Origin of the sequence: Actinomadura litoris (genome assembly GCF_009733595.1) — a bacterium.
Classification (GTDB): domain Bacteria; phylum Actinomycetota; class Actinomycetes; order Streptosporangiales; family Streptosporangiaceae; genus Spirillospora; species Spirillospora litoris.
Window position 1 is genome coordinate 340,783 of sequence record NZ_WOFH01000007.1, and the last position, 13,935, is coordinate 354,717.

A 13,935-nucleotide genomic window follows, 5' to 3' on the forward strand; every position below is an offset into this window, starting at 1 on the left:
GGCGATCCCGTCCCCGGGGGCGGGAGACGCGGCTCAGGCGACGCCGCTCCACGCCCGCTCAAGCTGCTCGGCCCACGACGGGACCTTGAGGTCCACCCCGCTCTGCCGCGCGATCTCGTAGGGCAGCGACCCGAAGGGCGCCTTGGCCGGCTTCCGGACGATCTGGTCGACGACCAGGTGGGTGAGCCCGCTGCCCTTCTTCAGCCGCGGGTACGCCGCGTGCACGCGGTCGGCGTAGCCGTCCGGGAGCCTGTCCGCGTGCAGCCCGGCGACGTCGAGGCCGGCCCCGGCGCTGGTCAGCGCGATCTCGGGGCGCATCCGCTGCGGGATGCCGACGCTGGTGTGCAGGGCGATCGCCTCCCACACCACCCGTACCCGGTCCGGCGCGACGCCCTGGCCGTCGAGGAACCCGGCGGCGACGTCGGCGCCGTCCACCTCGAACCGCTGGTCGCCGTCGCCCTCGTCGGTCAGCCCCATGTCGTGCAGGAGGCACGCCACGAACAGCAGCTCGTCGTCGTAGGCGTCGCCGGGACGCAGCCCCCGCGCCTCGCCCAGCGCCCGCCCGAACAGGTAGACCCGCACGCTGTGGTGGGCGAGGGCGCGCTGCTCGGCGGTGAAGGCCAGGTCGTAGGCCGCGCGGGTGAGGTCGGTGTCGGGCATCGCGAACTCGGCGAAGGTATCGCCCATCGAGGTCTCCTCTGATCGGTTGCCACGATCCTCCCGGCGCTTCCGGCACCCGGCCAGTGTCCCGAGTGCCCCTGTGCGCTACGTTCTGGCCATGCATGTGGTCGCGGTGCTCGCGCTCGACGGGGTGGTGGCGTTCGACCTGGCGGTCCCCGGGCAGGTGTTCGGCTCGTCCACCACCGGCGAGAACGTCCCCCTGTACGAGGTGCGGGTGTGCGGGATGCCCGGCGGCACGGAGACCTCGGCGACGGTCGGGCGGATGCGGGTGGAGCCCCCGTTCGGGCTGGACGCGCTCGCCGCGGCCGACACGATCGTCGTCCCCGGCCACGACCGGCTCCACGACCGCGGGAACGCGGCCGACCATCCGGCGGAGGTGCTGGACGCGCTGCGCGACGCGGCCTCGCGCGGCACCCGGATCGCCTCCATCTGCGTGGGCGCGTTCGTGCTGGCCGCCGCCGGCCTGCTGGACGGGCGGCGCGCCACCACCCACTGGATGTACGCGTGCCGCCTCGCCCGCCTGCACCCGCGCGTCGAGGTGGACGCCTCGGTGCTGTTCGTGGACGACGGCCAGGTGCTCACCTCGGCGGGCGTCGCCGCCGGGATCGACCTGTGCCTGCACCTCGTCCGCCGCGACCACGGCGCCGCGACCGCCGCCCGCACCGCCCGCCGGATCATCATGCCGCCGCAGCGCGACGGCGGGCAGGCGCAGTTCATCCGGCACGAGGACCCCCCGGACGGCGGCACCGCGCTCCAGCCCACGCTCGCCTGGCTGGAGGCGAACCTGCACCGCCCGCTGGCGCTGGAGGACATCGCCCGGCACGCCTGCGTCAGCGTCCGCACCCTGACCCGCCGGTTCCGCGAGCAGGCCGGGACGACGCCGCAGCAGTGGCTGTCGCGGGCCCGGGTCCGCCGCGCCCAGCAGCTGCTGGAGAGCACGGACCTGCCGGTCGAGCGGGTCGCCGCCGAGGCGGGCTTCGGGTCCCCGGTGACGCTGCGCGCCCACTTCGCGCGGCGGGTCGGCGCGTCCCCGCAGTCCTACCGCGCCGCGTTCCGCGCCCGCGCGTCCTGACCCCCCGCCTCCGCCGGGCCACCGTCCGCATCCGGCCGACCCCGGGCCCCGTCCGGGCGCCCGCCCCTACGCTCGGCGGGAGGTAGAGACCCGCTCCCGGAGGGCCGGCCGTGGGCAATCCCCCACCACCCGAATCAGGACGCGGCCTGGCCGCGCTGTTCGACTGGATGACCGGGCGGCTGCCCTGGCGTCCCGACGCGCGCCCGTTCCCGCTGATCGTCCTCGAACCCGCCGGGCCGGACGACCCCGAGCCCCACATGGAGGAGCTGCGGCACCTCGCCGCCGAGATGGCGCTGCCCTTCGTCTCCCCCGAGGCCCCCGCCGGGCCGGACTCGGACGCGGCGGCGATCGCGCTCGCCGACGCCCTCTCCCAGCCGATCACCTGGAGCCGGACCCGCTCCCAGTTCAGCCGCCCCCGCTTCCCCCGCTCCGACCTCGTCCGGACGATCGAGCGCGCCGCCGCGCCCGCCCCCGACGACGGCGACGCCGCTCCCCCCTACCGGCGCTCTCCCGTCTCGACCGTCGAGCGCTGGAACGACCATGCCGGGCTGTTCCGCTGGCAGGGCGGGCCGCTGCGCGCTCCCGCCTGGTGGTCGACGATCGGCGCGTCGCTCGTCGCGGTGATCGCCGTCCTCGCGGGCGGCATCGCCGAGCAGACGCCGCGGCGCATCCTCGTCACCGCCGCCGCCGTCCTCGCCGGGGTCCTGCTGCTGGTCGCCGGGCTGTCCGCGCGGCGCGTCTGGCTGCCGGTGCTCGCCAGCGTCGGCATCGGCGGCCGCTACCGCTGGTTCGCCCGGACCTCGTTCTTCGCCGCCCTCGGCGACGAGGACGGCGACGACCTCGGCTTCGACGGCCGCCTGCACCGGGTCGCCGAACGGCTCACCGAGCCGGGCGCGGCCCGGTTCCTGCTCCACATCAAGACATTCGCGCTGCTGGAGGACGTCCGCGACCAGTACCGGCGGTTCGCGCCGAGCCTGCGCGGCTTCAAGCGCCCCGCCCCGCTCGTGGTGTTCCTCTCCCACGCCGGGCACGGCAACGGCGGCCTCGCGCTGCTGGCGGCGATGAGCGACATCCGCGCCCGCCGCAGCGAACTCCACCCGCTGCTGGTCGTCGCGTCGCTGGACGCCGCCACCCGCGACGCCTGGCTCGGCGGTCCCACCCCCGGCGAGGACGCCCGCGACCGCTACGAGCGGTGGCGGTCCTCGCTCGGCGCCGCGCTCGGCCCGAGCGAGTCGGTCCCGCTCCCGTGGCTGCTGCGCGTCCCCGTCGCGGGCGAGCCCGCCGCGGACCGCCCCGACGGCGCGTTCCGCCCCCGCCGCCGCCCCCGCTGGACGTGGCTCTGGTCCTGGCGCGGCCTCATCGCCGCCGCCGTCGCCTTCGCCATCGCGCTCACCTTCGCCCAGGTGCACCTGCGCTCCACCTACTGCAGCGTCGGCTTCCCCGTCGGCTGGAACGGCGACACCCGCCAGCAGACCAACCCCGACGGCAGCCGCGAGTGCGTCGGCGTGTCCACCCGCGGGGTCCGCTTCGAGCGCGGCGCCGACAGCATCGCCCTGGACGGCGACCGCCGCCGCCCCTCCCCCGCCAACGCCGGGGGCCACATCACCCTCGCCGACCTCCAGCGCGACATCGACAAGGAGAACCGCGCGGTCGTCGCCGACCACCAGCCGTACGTGACGATGATCTACGCCGGGACGTTCACCGCCAGCCCGGGGCAGAGCGAGCTGACCGTCAGCAGCGTCCACGAGCTCGCGGGCGCCTACCTCGCCCAGCTCCGCAACAACCACCGTGGGCAGCCCGGCGAGATCGGCAACACCCTCAAGCTGCGGATCCTGCCCGCCAACACCGGCCAGGACATGGCGTTCGCCGGCGAGACCGCCGACCGCGCCCTGCACCTGGCCCGGCGCGACCCGTCGATCGTCGGCGTCGTCGGGCTCGGCCGCAACACCCGCTCCTCCCGGGCCGCGATCGAACGGCTCACAGCCGCCGGGCTGCCCGTCATCGACACCGTCAACTCCTCCGACGAGCTGCCCGGACTCGCCCGCTTCTACGGGCTGGCCGCCACCAACCGCGAAGAGGCCACCGCCGGCCTCGCCGCCCTGCGCGACGCCGGCCTGCGCGGACGCGTCGACCGCGCCATGATCGTCGCCCGCACCTCCGGCCCGCCCACCGACGTCTACAGCAGCGAGATCGCCCGTGACGTCGTGAGCGTGCTGCGGCCGCGCGCCCCCCACACCGTCGGCTACCGCGGCCCCGGCGACATCTCCAGCAAGGTCAAGGCCGCCTGCGACAACGGCCGGCCCCCCTACACCCTCGTGTACTTCGCCGGGCGTGCCGAGGACCTGCCCGGCCTGATGAACGGCCTCGTCCAGGGCGGCTGCACCCGGCACCGCCTGCTCCTGATCGCGGGCGACGACGTCAGCAAGTCCCGCTTCGGCACCGGTCCGCACGAGGTGCCGCTCCCCCAGAACACCACCCTGTACCACACCGTGTTCGCCTACCTGCCCCACCTGATCGCCAAGGACGCCGACGTGACCGGCGACTTCTTCCTCATGGCCCGCAACCGCTTCGGCATCGGCGCCCCCCGCGTCCGGCCCGACGAGCCGCTGCTGGTGGACGGCCAGATGGCCATCACCTTCGACGCCACGTTCGCGCTGAGCCAGGCCGCGCAGAACGCCTACGACCTGCTCGGCCCCCGGCTGGTGACGGGCGAGCGGTCCGTCACGTCCGGGACGGTGCTGGAGGAGCTGCGGCACCTGCGGATCACGCGGGGCGGCTCGGCGACCGGCGACATCGACTTCACCAACGACCACGGGGACCCGCCGCGGCCCCGCAACCGGGGCCTCACGCTCGTCAAGGTCACCCTGAAGGACGGCCGGCCGCAGCCCACCGCGATCTGCGGCCGCCTCGGCGGCGGCGTGCCGGTCGAGGGCCTGCGGCCGTGCTGACGCCTCACCCCGGCCGCAGGACCGTGCTGCGGCCCCCGCAGGCGTCGCGGCGGCGGCCGCACACCTGGAGGTGGACGGCCGAGGACGCGCCCGTCCAGGCGTAGGCGAAGGCGACCTCGCGGGTCTGCCCGCAGGCGAGGCCCGCCGCGTGCTCGGCGTCGGGCAGCCCGGCCAGCACCACGGTGATCTTCAGGTAGGACGGGCCGTCCTCGCAGCGCAGGTCCCGGTGCGTGCCCCGCACCACCACCCCTCGCGCGCCGACCGTGACCGTGCCGTGGCTGACGCCCTGCCCGCGCAACGTCTTCGCGTAGCGCAGGCCGCGGTTCCCCCTGGCCGCGCCCCGCCCGTTCCGCTGCGCCGACGTCGCCGAGACCGTGGACATCGTCAGCGGGACGGACACCCCCTCCACCGCGCCGTACCCCACGATCGCGACGGCCGGCACGAGCACGGCCGCCGACAGCAGGCCGAGCGCCGGCCTCACCCAGATCATCTGCCCCCTCGACACCTCGCGATCCGCCGGTGCCGACGAGGCTAAGGGCTCGTGATCACCCGCCCTAGGGCCCTAGGGCCCTATGCGCGAGCGGCCGGGACCCCAATGCGGGCTAGGGCGTGCGGGTGAGCCAGGTGACCTGGGTGCCGTTGTCGAACTCCTCGCGCGCCGTCGGCGTGAACCGGGTCGGCCGGAACCCGCCCGCGAAGGCGGGGACGCCCGCCCCCGCCACCACCGGGTAGCTCTTGACGATCATCTCGTCGATCTCCGGCAGCAGCGCGGCGGCGAGCCTGCCGCCGCCCGCGAGCCAGACGTCCATGCCGCCGTCCTCGGCCTTGAGCGAGCGGGCGAGCTCCAGCGGGTCGCGGACGAGCGTCACGGCGGGGTCGGCGATCTCGGGCAGCGTGGTGGAGGCGACGTACTGCCGGACGTGCGCGTAGGGGCTGGTCACGCCGATGTCGAGGGCCGGCCGGTAGGTCCCGAGGCCCATCACGAGCGTGTCGAAGCGCTGGTTCGGCGCGTCCTGGATGCCGAGGTGCGGGCGGACGTGCGTCGGGAGCGTCTCGGGATAGTGCTCGCCGATCCAGGCCATCACCTGGTCGCTGACCGGCAGGAAGTCGATCTCACCGCCGGGGCCCGCGATGAAGCCGTCGAGGCTCGTTCCGACGTAGTAGACGAGCTTGCGCATAGGGGATTCCGTTCGTAGTACTCTACTTGAAGTGGTTGGAACGTAGTACTACGTCTGGAGTGGTGTCAAGTGAGGAAGAACGTCGAGCGGCGCGCCGCCCTGGTCGACGCGGCGATCGAGGTGCTGGCCAGGGACGGCGCGCGCGGCCTGACGTTCCGCGCGGTGGACGCCGAGGCCGGCGTGCCCGTCGGCACCGCGTCCAACTACTTCGCCAAGCGCGACGACCTGTTCACGCAGGCGGGCGGGCGGATCTACGAGCGGCTCCAGCCGGACGCGGCCACGCTCGGCGGCATGCTGGAGGGCCCCCGCGACCTGGCCCGGGTCACCGCGCTGCTGACCGAGACCGTCGGCCGGATCTCGGCGTTCCGGACCGGCTACCTCGCCCTGCTGGAGCTGCGGCTGGAGGCCACCCGGCGGCCCGGGCTGCGCGCCGTCCTGACCGAGCGGGTGCGCGAGGACGTCGAGGCGAACGTGGCGCGGCACCTGGAGTCGGGCATGCCGGGCGACGCCACCACCGTCCGGCTGCTGTACCTGACGCTGAACTGGCTGATCGTCGAGAACCTGACCCTGCCGGAGGTGTTCACCGAGGAGGACGTGCGGCGCCTCGTCGCCGACGCCGTCGAACGCTCCCTCCCCCGGCAGGACCCCCGCTAGGAGACGGGGCGGCCCGGCCCCTTCTTGACCTGCTCGATGAACAGCCCGGCGAGGGCGTGCTGGCCGCTCACCGTGGGGTGGTAGCTGCGCGGCTCGGCCTCCAGGGCCGACAGGTTCACCGTGAGGCCGTTCATGTACGGCTGGCCGCTGCCGACCTCGTGGCCCGCGAACGCGCTGTAGGAGTCGACGAACTCGACGCTGCCCTGCTGGTGCCGGGCGGCGATGCGGCGGTCGGCCTCGGCGGCGGTCTCCCGGATGAGCCGCCCGAGGTCGTAGGCGCGCGCGTTGAGCCACTGCTGCTCCGACACCCTGAGGTTGTCGCCGCCGGTGCCCTCCACCTCGGAGAACGCCTTCGGGTAGCCCATCAGGATGATGCGGGCGTGGGGTGCGCGCGCGTGGATCTGGCCGATCAGCTCGGGCAGGTTGCGGCGCAGGTCGGACATCTTCCTGGCGATGTCGTCGCCCTGCCTGAAGCAGCTCCTGCTCCACGGCAGCTTCACCACGCAGCCCGCGACGACCTTGGAGAACCCGATGTCGTTGCCGCCGACGCTCAGCGTGACGAGGCTCGTGTCGGCGTTGAGCCGGCCGAGCTGCGAGGGCTCACCGTGCCTGCCGTCGCGGATGTCCGCCGTGGTGGCGCCCGAGCACGCCCAGAACGAGGTGCCCTTGGCGAACGGGAACGCCTTGGAGACCTCGTTGTAGTACGCCTTGGACGTCCGGTGGCAGCGCTCCAGCGGGTTGTTGTCGCCGACGGTCGCCTCGGCGCCGACACCGGAGGAGTAGGAGTCGCCGAGCGCGACGTAGCCGCCCCGCGTCGCCGCCTCCACCGGGGTGAACTGGCGGCCCGGCGCCGACACCGGGTCGGCGCGGACCTCGGGCGGCGGCGTGCGGCACCCGCTCCCGAACACCTCGCAGCGGACGGCCGGCAGCGCCACCAGCGGGACGACCGCCAGCGCCAGCAACGCCACCAGCGCGGTCAGCGCGAGCCCCCGCTCGCCGAAACGCCCGCGCGCCCACCGTGCCCATGACCCCGGACCCGTCATCGTCCTCCTCCGGCTCCCTCAGGCTGACGCTCGCGCGACGTCACCGGTTCCCACCTTTACATTGTAGATTTTTAGTGGCGCACCGCCGTCCCCGGCGGGTCTCCGGGAGACCACATTACGTGCCGGGGCGGTGCCGGGGCGGCGCTCAGCGGGACGGCGCCCACATGACCGTCCGGGGGCCCAGGTCGTGCAGGCCCGCCTCGATCTCGGCCTTCCAGTAGGCGCGCAGGCCGGGCCCCCAGCGCTCCTCGGGCAGCTCGGCGAACCCGTGCGCGGCATACCATGGCCCGTTCCACGGGACGTCGCGGAACGTCAGCAGGCTGACGCCCGGCGAGCCGGCGGCGGCCGCGCGCTCGCGCACCGTCGCCAGCAGCCGGGTGCCGATCCCCCGGCCCACCAGGTCGCCCCGTACGGAGATCTGCTCCAGGTGGGTCGCACCGTCCACCTCCTCGACGGCGGCGAACGCCACCGGCGGGTCGCCCGCCACGAGGATCTCCACGTCCGCGCCGTCCATCTGCTCGATCACCGTCGGGCCCGGCGGGAACACGATCCCGAGCGGGGCGAACAGCGGGTCGGCCGAGTTCTCGATCGCCGGCAGCACCGCCAGATCGGCGGGTCGCGCCAGGCGCACCTCGTACTCCATACGGCGATGGTAGGTCCCCGCCGGGGCCGCCTTCCCGGACTCCCGCGCGACACTTCCGGGACGTTCGCGCGGGCGGCCCCGGGAGGGTCAGTGCGGCCGGGGCAGCAGCCCGCGCTCCATCGCCACGACGACCGCGTGCGTGCGGTCGCTGACGTCGAGCTTCGCGAACACCCGCAGCAGGTGCGTCTTCACCGTCGCCTCCGCGATCACGAGCCGCCGGCCGATGTCGGCGTTGGACAGGCCGTCGGCGACGCCGTTCAGCACGTCCACCTCGCGCGCGGTCAGCGGCACCTGCGCGGGCCGCCGCATCCGCGCCACCAGGCGCTCGGCGACCCGCGGCGCGAGCACGGTCTCGCCGCGCGCCGCCGACCTGATCGCGTCGGCGAGCCGCTCGCGGGTGGTGTCCTTGAGCAGGTAGCCGACCGCGCCCGCCTCGATCGCCCGCTCGATCTCGGCGTCGGTGTCGTAGGTGGTGAGGATCAGCACCCGCGTCCCCGACGCGCCCGCGACGATCTCGGCGGTGGCGCTCGCCCCGTCCAGGACGGGCATCCGCAGGTCGACCAGCGCCACGTCGGGCCGGAGCCCGGCGGCGAGGTCGACGGCCGCGCGGCCGTCGCCCGCCTCGCCGACGATCTCGATGCCGGGCTCGGTGGCCAGCAGCGCCACCACCCCGGCGCGCATCACCGTGTGGTCGTCCACCACGATGACGCGGAGCGTGCGGTCGGTCATGTCACTCCTGCGGGCTCGTCGAGATCAGGGGGGTCGGCGGGTCCTGCGGGCTCAGCGGGATCATCACGTGGATCCGGGTGCCGTCGCCGACCGAGCTGGTGACGGTCAGCCCACCGCCGAGCTCGGCCAGCCGGCGGCGCATGCCCTCCAGGCCGAAGCCGGCGGCGGCGCCGACCACGAAGCCGCGGCCGTCGTCGGTGATCTCCAGCTCGACGCCGTGCGGGTGGCGCTCCAGCACGACGCCGACCGACGAGGCGCCCGCGTGCTTGCGGATGTTCGCGAGCGACTCCTGCGTGCAGCGCAGCAGCGCGATCCGGGCCGGCTGGTCGCACTCGACGTCGGGCAGCTCCGCGCCGACGGGGATGCCGGTGTCCTCGGTGAAGCGGTCCAGGACGCGGCGGAGCGTCGCCGCGACCGGGCCCTGCGCGGGGCCGTCGCGCCGCGCGGAGTCGACCAGGGCGCGCGCCTCCGCGAAGTTGTCGCGCGCCGTCCGCTCGATCGAGCGGAGCTGCTGCTCGCTGCGGCCCGGCTCGGCGCCGAGCCCCGCGCGGGCCGCCTCCGCCAGCACGATGATCGAGGCGAAGCCCTGCGCGAGCGTGTCGTGGATCTCCCGGGCGAGGCGCTCGCGCTCCTCCGCCGCGCCCTGCCGCCGGTTCGCCTCGGCCAGCTCCCGCTGCGCCACCGCCAGCTCCGCCGACAGCCGCCGCGCCCGCTCCTCGGTCTGCCGCACGTACCGGTGCGCCGCCAGGCCGAGCAGCAGCCCGGCCAGGAAGCCGCCGACGGTGAAGAGCATGTTGCCGGTCGGGAGGTGCGCGGCGCCCGCCGCGACCTCCCCGGCCAGCGTCGCCAGCCCGGCGGCGCCGCTCAGCGCGACCGCGTACCGCTGGCTCCTGGTGAGGATCCAGAACTGCGGGAGGGAGGCGATGTAGAGCGAGGCACCGCCTCCCCGCACGTACGACAGGGCGCCCACACCGGCGGCGAGCACGCAGAGGTACGCCATCGGCGGCAGCACGCGCGGGTACAGCTCCGTCACCGCGTAGCAGGCGCCGAGCACGACCGGCAGCACGATCCCCGAGACCCGCGCCGCGCCGGGGTCGTCGGCCGCGGCGAGGACCTGCGGGATCAACCCCAGCACGAGCCACAGCGCGGCGTACCACCGGACGAGGGCGCGGACCTGGAACCGATCGTCGAGCTGCGGCCGGGCGTCCATGCCGGTCAGCCTACTTTTTCGGCGGGACGCTCCGCCGCGGCCCGCACCCGGCGCATCCCCCGCGAGGGCCACCAGCTCCGCTCCCCGAGCAGCAGCATCGCCGCCGGCAGGATCATGATCCGGATGATCGCCGCGTCCAGCAGCACCGCGACCGCGAGGCTGAACCCCATCTGCTTCATCTCGATGATGTGCAGCGGCACGAAGCTCGCGAACACCGTCACCATCACGAACGCCGCGCTCGTCACGACCCGCGCGGACCCGCCGACGCCCTCCAGGACGGCCTGCCGGGTCGGCACCCCGGCCAGGGCCGCCTCCCGGATGCGGCTGATCACGAACACCTGGTAGTCCATCGACAGGCCGAACAGGATCACGAACAGCAGCAGCGGGACGCGCGAGCCGATCGACCCCGTCGAGGTGAAGCCGAGCAGGCCCTCCGCCCAGGTGTACTGGAACACCGCCACCAGCACGCCGAGCGACGCGGCGGCCGACAGCAGGTTCAGCACGACGCCGACCAGGCCGAGCACCACCGACCGGAACGCCCACGCGGTCATCGCGAACGTCACCAGCAGCAGCGCCCCGATGATCATCGGCAGCTTGTCCTTCTGGTGCTCGGGGTAGTCGGTGTAGCGGGCGACGTCCCCGGACACCGCGACGTCCGCGTCCAGCTTTCCGAGCGAGGCCGGGATGTACCGCTTCCTGAGGTCGCGCAGGGAAGCACGCGCCGCGTCCTCGCTGCCGTAGTGCGGGACGGGCAGCTCCAGGAGGCTGACCCGGCCGTCCGCCGAGGTGCGCAGGCTCGGGGCGCCCGCGAAGCGCCGGTCGCCGCGCGTGCGCCCGGCGAGGTCGCCGAGGGCGGCGCGCACCTCGTCCGACCGTCCGGCGTCGGCGCGGACGACGACCTGGTGCGTGGACTTCAGCTCCGGGAACACCGCGTTCATGCGGTGGTAGGACTGGACGGCGGGGATGCTGCGGGGATGCGTCTCCCGGCCCATGTCCGTGAGCTTGAGGCCGAGCAGCGGGGAGGCGAGCGCCAGCATCGCCAGCACGGCGACGGCCAGGGTGACCGCGGGGCGCTTCTCGGTGGGGCGCAGCAGCGCCGTGGTGATCCGCCCGGCGCCGTCCTCGCGGTGCGCCCGGACGGCCTTGCCGCGCCGCGCCCTGCGCTCCCGGCGCCGCTCGGCCCGCGCGCCGAGCTTCGCGAGCAGCGCGGGCAGGACGGTCATCGAGCTGGCCACCGCGACCAGCGTCACCACGATCGCGCCGGTGGCGAGCGAGGAGAAGATCACGTCGTCGGCCAGGAACAGCGTCGCGCTCGACACCGCGACCGCGAGGCCGGACACCACCACGGCGTGCCCCGAGGTCGCCGCGGCCAGCTCCACCACCGCCCGCGGGCTGAGCCGTCCGCCCGCGCGGGCCCGCTCCTCCCGCTCCCGCTTGAGGTAGAAGAGGGTGTAGTCGACGCCGACGGCCAGCCCGATCAGCAGGATGACGTTCGTGCCGACCCCCGCGTCCGGGAACACGTGCGAGGCGAGCATCGACAGGCCCACCGCCGCGACGATCGACGACAGCGCCAGCAGCAGCGGCACCACCGCGAGCGCCACCGACCCGAAGACCAGCAGCAGCGTGATCAGCGTCACCGGGAGCGCGATCACCTCGGTGCGCGAGAGGTCCTTCCCGCGCAGCTCCTCGACGCCCTTGCTGACCGACGGCCCGCCGGTCTCCTCCACCCGCAGCCCCGGGTAGGCGGCCCGCACCGCGTCGGTCTGCTCCCGGAGCGGCTCGACGTGCTTGCGCCCGTCCAGCTCGGCGCCCTTGAGGGTCACGTCGACGCGGACGACGTCCCCGCCGGGGGCCCGCACCGGCGCGGCGACCGACTCGACCTCCGGCAGCCCCTTCATCCGTCCCGCGATGTCGCGCGCGGCGGCGTCCCTGGCCCCCTCGCCCGAGATCATCACCCGCTCGACGGGCTTGTTCTGGAGCCCGCCCTCGGCCGCCATCGCCTCCGCCCGGCCGGCCTCGCCGACCCGGAAGTCCGCGGACGTGGCGGCGTGGCCGCCCACCGAGATGCCCACGCCGAGGCACAGCGCGACGAACAGGAACCATCCGGCGATCGCCCGCCAGGGGTGCCCGGCGCTCCACCGGGCCGCGCGTACTGGAAGATTCATCATGTGCTCGATGCTGCTGGCCGGGCCCCCTTCCCCGGCAGCGGCGAACGGCTGAACCTGCCGTCCACCGATCGGTGGACCCCCCGGAAGGAGACAGGATGATCTACGCCGAGACGCCGCTCACGGGCGCCATGCGGAAGGCGGTCCAGGATGCTTGGAACGTTCCCGCCGACGGCCCCGCCGAGCGGCTGTTCGGCGGCGAGGAGTCGGCCGCGTACCGGATCGGCGATCTCGTGGTGCGCGTCGGCCCCGCCTGGCGGAGCGACGCCGAGACCGAGTGGTGCCACGCGGTGGCGGCGCACGCCGCGTCCCGCATGCCCGAGGCGGTGGCGCCGCTGCGCGCCCGCGACGGCGCCACGGTCGTCCGGGGCGACGGCCGCCCGCTGTCGCTGTGGCGCCACGTGGAGGGCGAGTGGCCCGACACCGAGGAGCCCACGACGCGCACGCAGGCCGCCGCGCTCCTCGCCCGGCTGCACCGGGCGCTGGCCGACCACGCCCCGCCGCCGCGTCCGACCCGCTCCTTCGCCGAGATCGGGTTGGACGGCGCCTTCCCCGAGGACGTCCCCGAACTCGCCGACCCCGACCTCGACCGGTGGCTCGCGGCCTTCCACGCCCGCACCCCGGCGCGCCAGGTCGTCCACGGCGACTACTACGAGGGCAACACCCTGGCGCGCGGCGGCCGCCTGGTCGCCCTCCTGGACTGGGACGAGGCGTTCGTCGCCGCCCCCGAGTTCGAGGTGGCCTCCGCCGCCCTCGAATGGACGGACGAGCACGCGCGGGCCCCCGAGCTGCGGCGCCGCTTCGTCGCCGACTACCACGCGGCGGGCGGCACCGCCGGGCCCATGGACGAGGAGACCGTCGCCCAGCTCATCCGCCACCGCCTCCGGCGCGAGACCGCCTACTTCAACCTGGCACGCGCGCGAGGCGTCGAGCACGACGAGGACGATCTCGACTACCACCGGCGCCGCGTGCGGGAGTTCTTCGCCCTGAAGCCGTAGCCGGCCCTCGGGCTCCCGCACCTAAAGGACGGGTCAAGGGGAATTCCCAAGTACCCGAACAAAGGCCGGTACAAAGAGCGGGGCGATAGGCGGGGCGAAGGCCGGACCAAAGGGCGGGCGACCTCCCGTACCCCCGTTCGACGCGACCGGATATTGGACCGCGCACACCCGTCCTCATAGGTCGCGTATTTGCACCAAGCGGCATCATTCTGGGTTACGGACAGGTTAATATGATCCTTCGCCTGTGGCACCGAACAATGTCCGCAGGGACAGGTAATCCGATTTACCGGAAGCCCCATACCACCGGGTATGGTTGCCTTATCCCGTTTTCTCCTCCTCGAAGCCGCCATCGATCGCTCCGGCGCCATGAAGATCGGATATCGGCGGGATGGTCAACCGGCGCGCCCGGATGTCATGCTTCTCGCGTTTCGCATTCCACCGAGAAGAGCGGAAGGCGGAACACGGGAGATCTCCCCTGGGAAACCCACGGCAAGAGGAGGAGAAAATGCAGAAGTACGAGACCCCCGCCCTTGTGGCGGCCGGCTCCTTCCGCAAGGTCACCGGACTGCTCGGCTTCCACGGCAACGACCGTGTGATCCTCAGCAAGAACTGAG

General features: G+C 74.2%; 13 protein-coding genes. 5 read left to right on the forward strand and 8 right to left on the reverse strand.

Annotated elements, in window-relative coordinates; translation table 11 throughout:
- Positions 1-33: 33 nt before the first annotated feature.
- The gene (locus GNZ18_RS42370; RefSeq protein WP_156218382.1) at positions 34-687 is read right to left on the reverse strand and encodes an HD domain-containing protein; all 654 of its coding nucleotides are present in this window, start codon (positions 685-687) and stop codon (positions 34-36) included.
- 91 nt (positions 688-778) lie between these two features.
- Here GNZ18_RS42370 and GNZ18_RS21945 point away from each other — a divergent pair, with 91 nt between their 5' ends.
- Together GNZ18_RS21945 and GNZ18_RS21950 are read left to right on the forward strand one after the other, a co-directional pair.
- On the forward strand, positions 779-1,753 hold the full coding sequence (locus GNZ18_RS21945; RefSeq protein WP_156218383.1) for a GlxA family transcriptional regulator: 975 nt from the start codon (positions 779-781) through the stop codon (positions 1,751-1,753).
- A 110-nt stretch (positions 1,754-1,863) separates the two neighbouring features.
- Positions 1,864-4,701: an amino acid adenylation domain-containing protein gene (locus tag GNZ18_RS21950; protein WP_156218384.1), complete on the forward strand. Its 2,838-nt coding sequence runs from the start codon at positions 1,864-1,866 to the stop codon at positions 4,699-4,701.
- Between the two features lie 4 nt (positions 4,702-4,705).
- Here the strand turns inward: GNZ18_RS21950 and GNZ18_RS21955 are convergent, their stop codons facing one another.
- Complete coding sequence (locus GNZ18_RS21955) at positions 4,706-5,191, reverse strand: hypothetical protein (RefSeq protein ID WP_156218385.1); 486 nt, start codon at positions 5,189-5,191, stop codon at positions 4,706-4,708.
- Positions 5,192-5,303: 112 nt separating this feature from the next.
- Complete coding sequence (locus GNZ18_RS21960) at positions 5,304-5,879, reverse strand: dihydrofolate reductase family protein (RefSeq protein ID WP_156218386.1); 576 nt, start codon at positions 5,877-5,879, stop codon at positions 5,304-5,306.
- 69 nt (positions 5,880-5,948) lie between these two features.
- On the opposite strand from GNZ18_RS21960, the gene GNZ18_RS21965 reads away from it, so the two are divergent.
- Positions 5,949-6,533: a TetR/AcrR family transcriptional regulator gene (locus GNZ18_RS21965; protein ID WP_242887301.1), complete on the forward strand. Its 585-nt coding sequence runs from the start codon at positions 5,949-5,951 to the stop codon at positions 6,531-6,533.
- Here GNZ18_RS21965 and GNZ18_RS21970 read toward each other — a convergent pair.
- From GNZ18_RS21970 to GNZ18_RS21990, 5 genes are all read right to left on the reverse strand, one after another.
- The gene (locus GNZ18_RS21970; protein ID WP_156218388.1) at positions 6,530-7,576 is read right to left on the reverse strand and encodes an SGNH/GDSL hydrolase family protein; all 1,047 of its coding nucleotides are present in this window, start codon (positions 7,574-7,576) and stop codon (positions 6,530-6,532) included. The two genes, GNZ18_RS21965 and GNZ18_RS21970, sit on opposite strands and share 4 nt — an antisense overlap.
- A 145-nt stretch (positions 7,577-7,721) precedes the next feature.
- Positions 7,722-8,219: a GNAT family N-acetyltransferase gene (locus GNZ18_RS21975; protein WP_156218389.1), complete on the reverse strand. Its 498-nt coding sequence runs from the start codon at positions 8,217-8,219 to the stop codon at positions 7,722-7,724.
- Between the two features lie 87 nt (positions 8,220-8,306).
- Positions 8,307-8,948 carry a response regulator gene (locus GNZ18_RS21980; protein ID WP_156218390.1) on the reverse strand — a complete coding sequence of 214 codons (642 nt, stop codon included), beginning with the start codon at positions 8,946-8,948 and terminating at the stop codon, positions 8,307-8,309.
- Position 8,949: 1 nt separating this feature from the next.
- Positions 8,950-10,158: a sensor histidine kinase gene (locus GNZ18_RS21985; RefSeq protein WP_156218391.1), complete on the reverse strand. Its 1,209-nt coding sequence runs from the start codon at positions 10,156-10,158 to the stop codon at positions 8,950-8,952.
- 5 nt (positions 10,159-10,163) lie between these two features.
- Entirely contained in the window at positions 10,164-12,326 is a 2,163-nt protein-coding gene (locus GNZ18_RS21990) for an MMPL family transporter (RefSeq protein ID WP_156218392.1), read from the reverse strand.
- A gap of 95 nt (positions 12,327-12,421) precedes the next feature.
- Here GNZ18_RS21990 and GNZ18_RS21995 point away from each other — a divergent pair, with 95 nt between their 5' ends.
- Positions 12,422-13,321 carry a phosphotransferase gene (locus tag GNZ18_RS21995; protein WP_156218393.1) on the forward strand — a complete coding sequence of 300 codons (900 nt, stop codon included), beginning with the start codon at positions 12,422-12,424 and terminating at the stop codon, positions 13,319-13,321.
- 505 nt (positions 13,322-13,826) lie between these two features.
- On the forward strand, positions 13,827-13,934 hold the full coding sequence (locus tag GNZ18_RS22000) for a keywimysin-related RiPP (protein ID WP_156218394.1): 108 nt from the start codon (positions 13,827-13,829) through the stop codon (positions 13,932-13,934).
- Position 13,935: the final 1 nt, after the last annotated feature.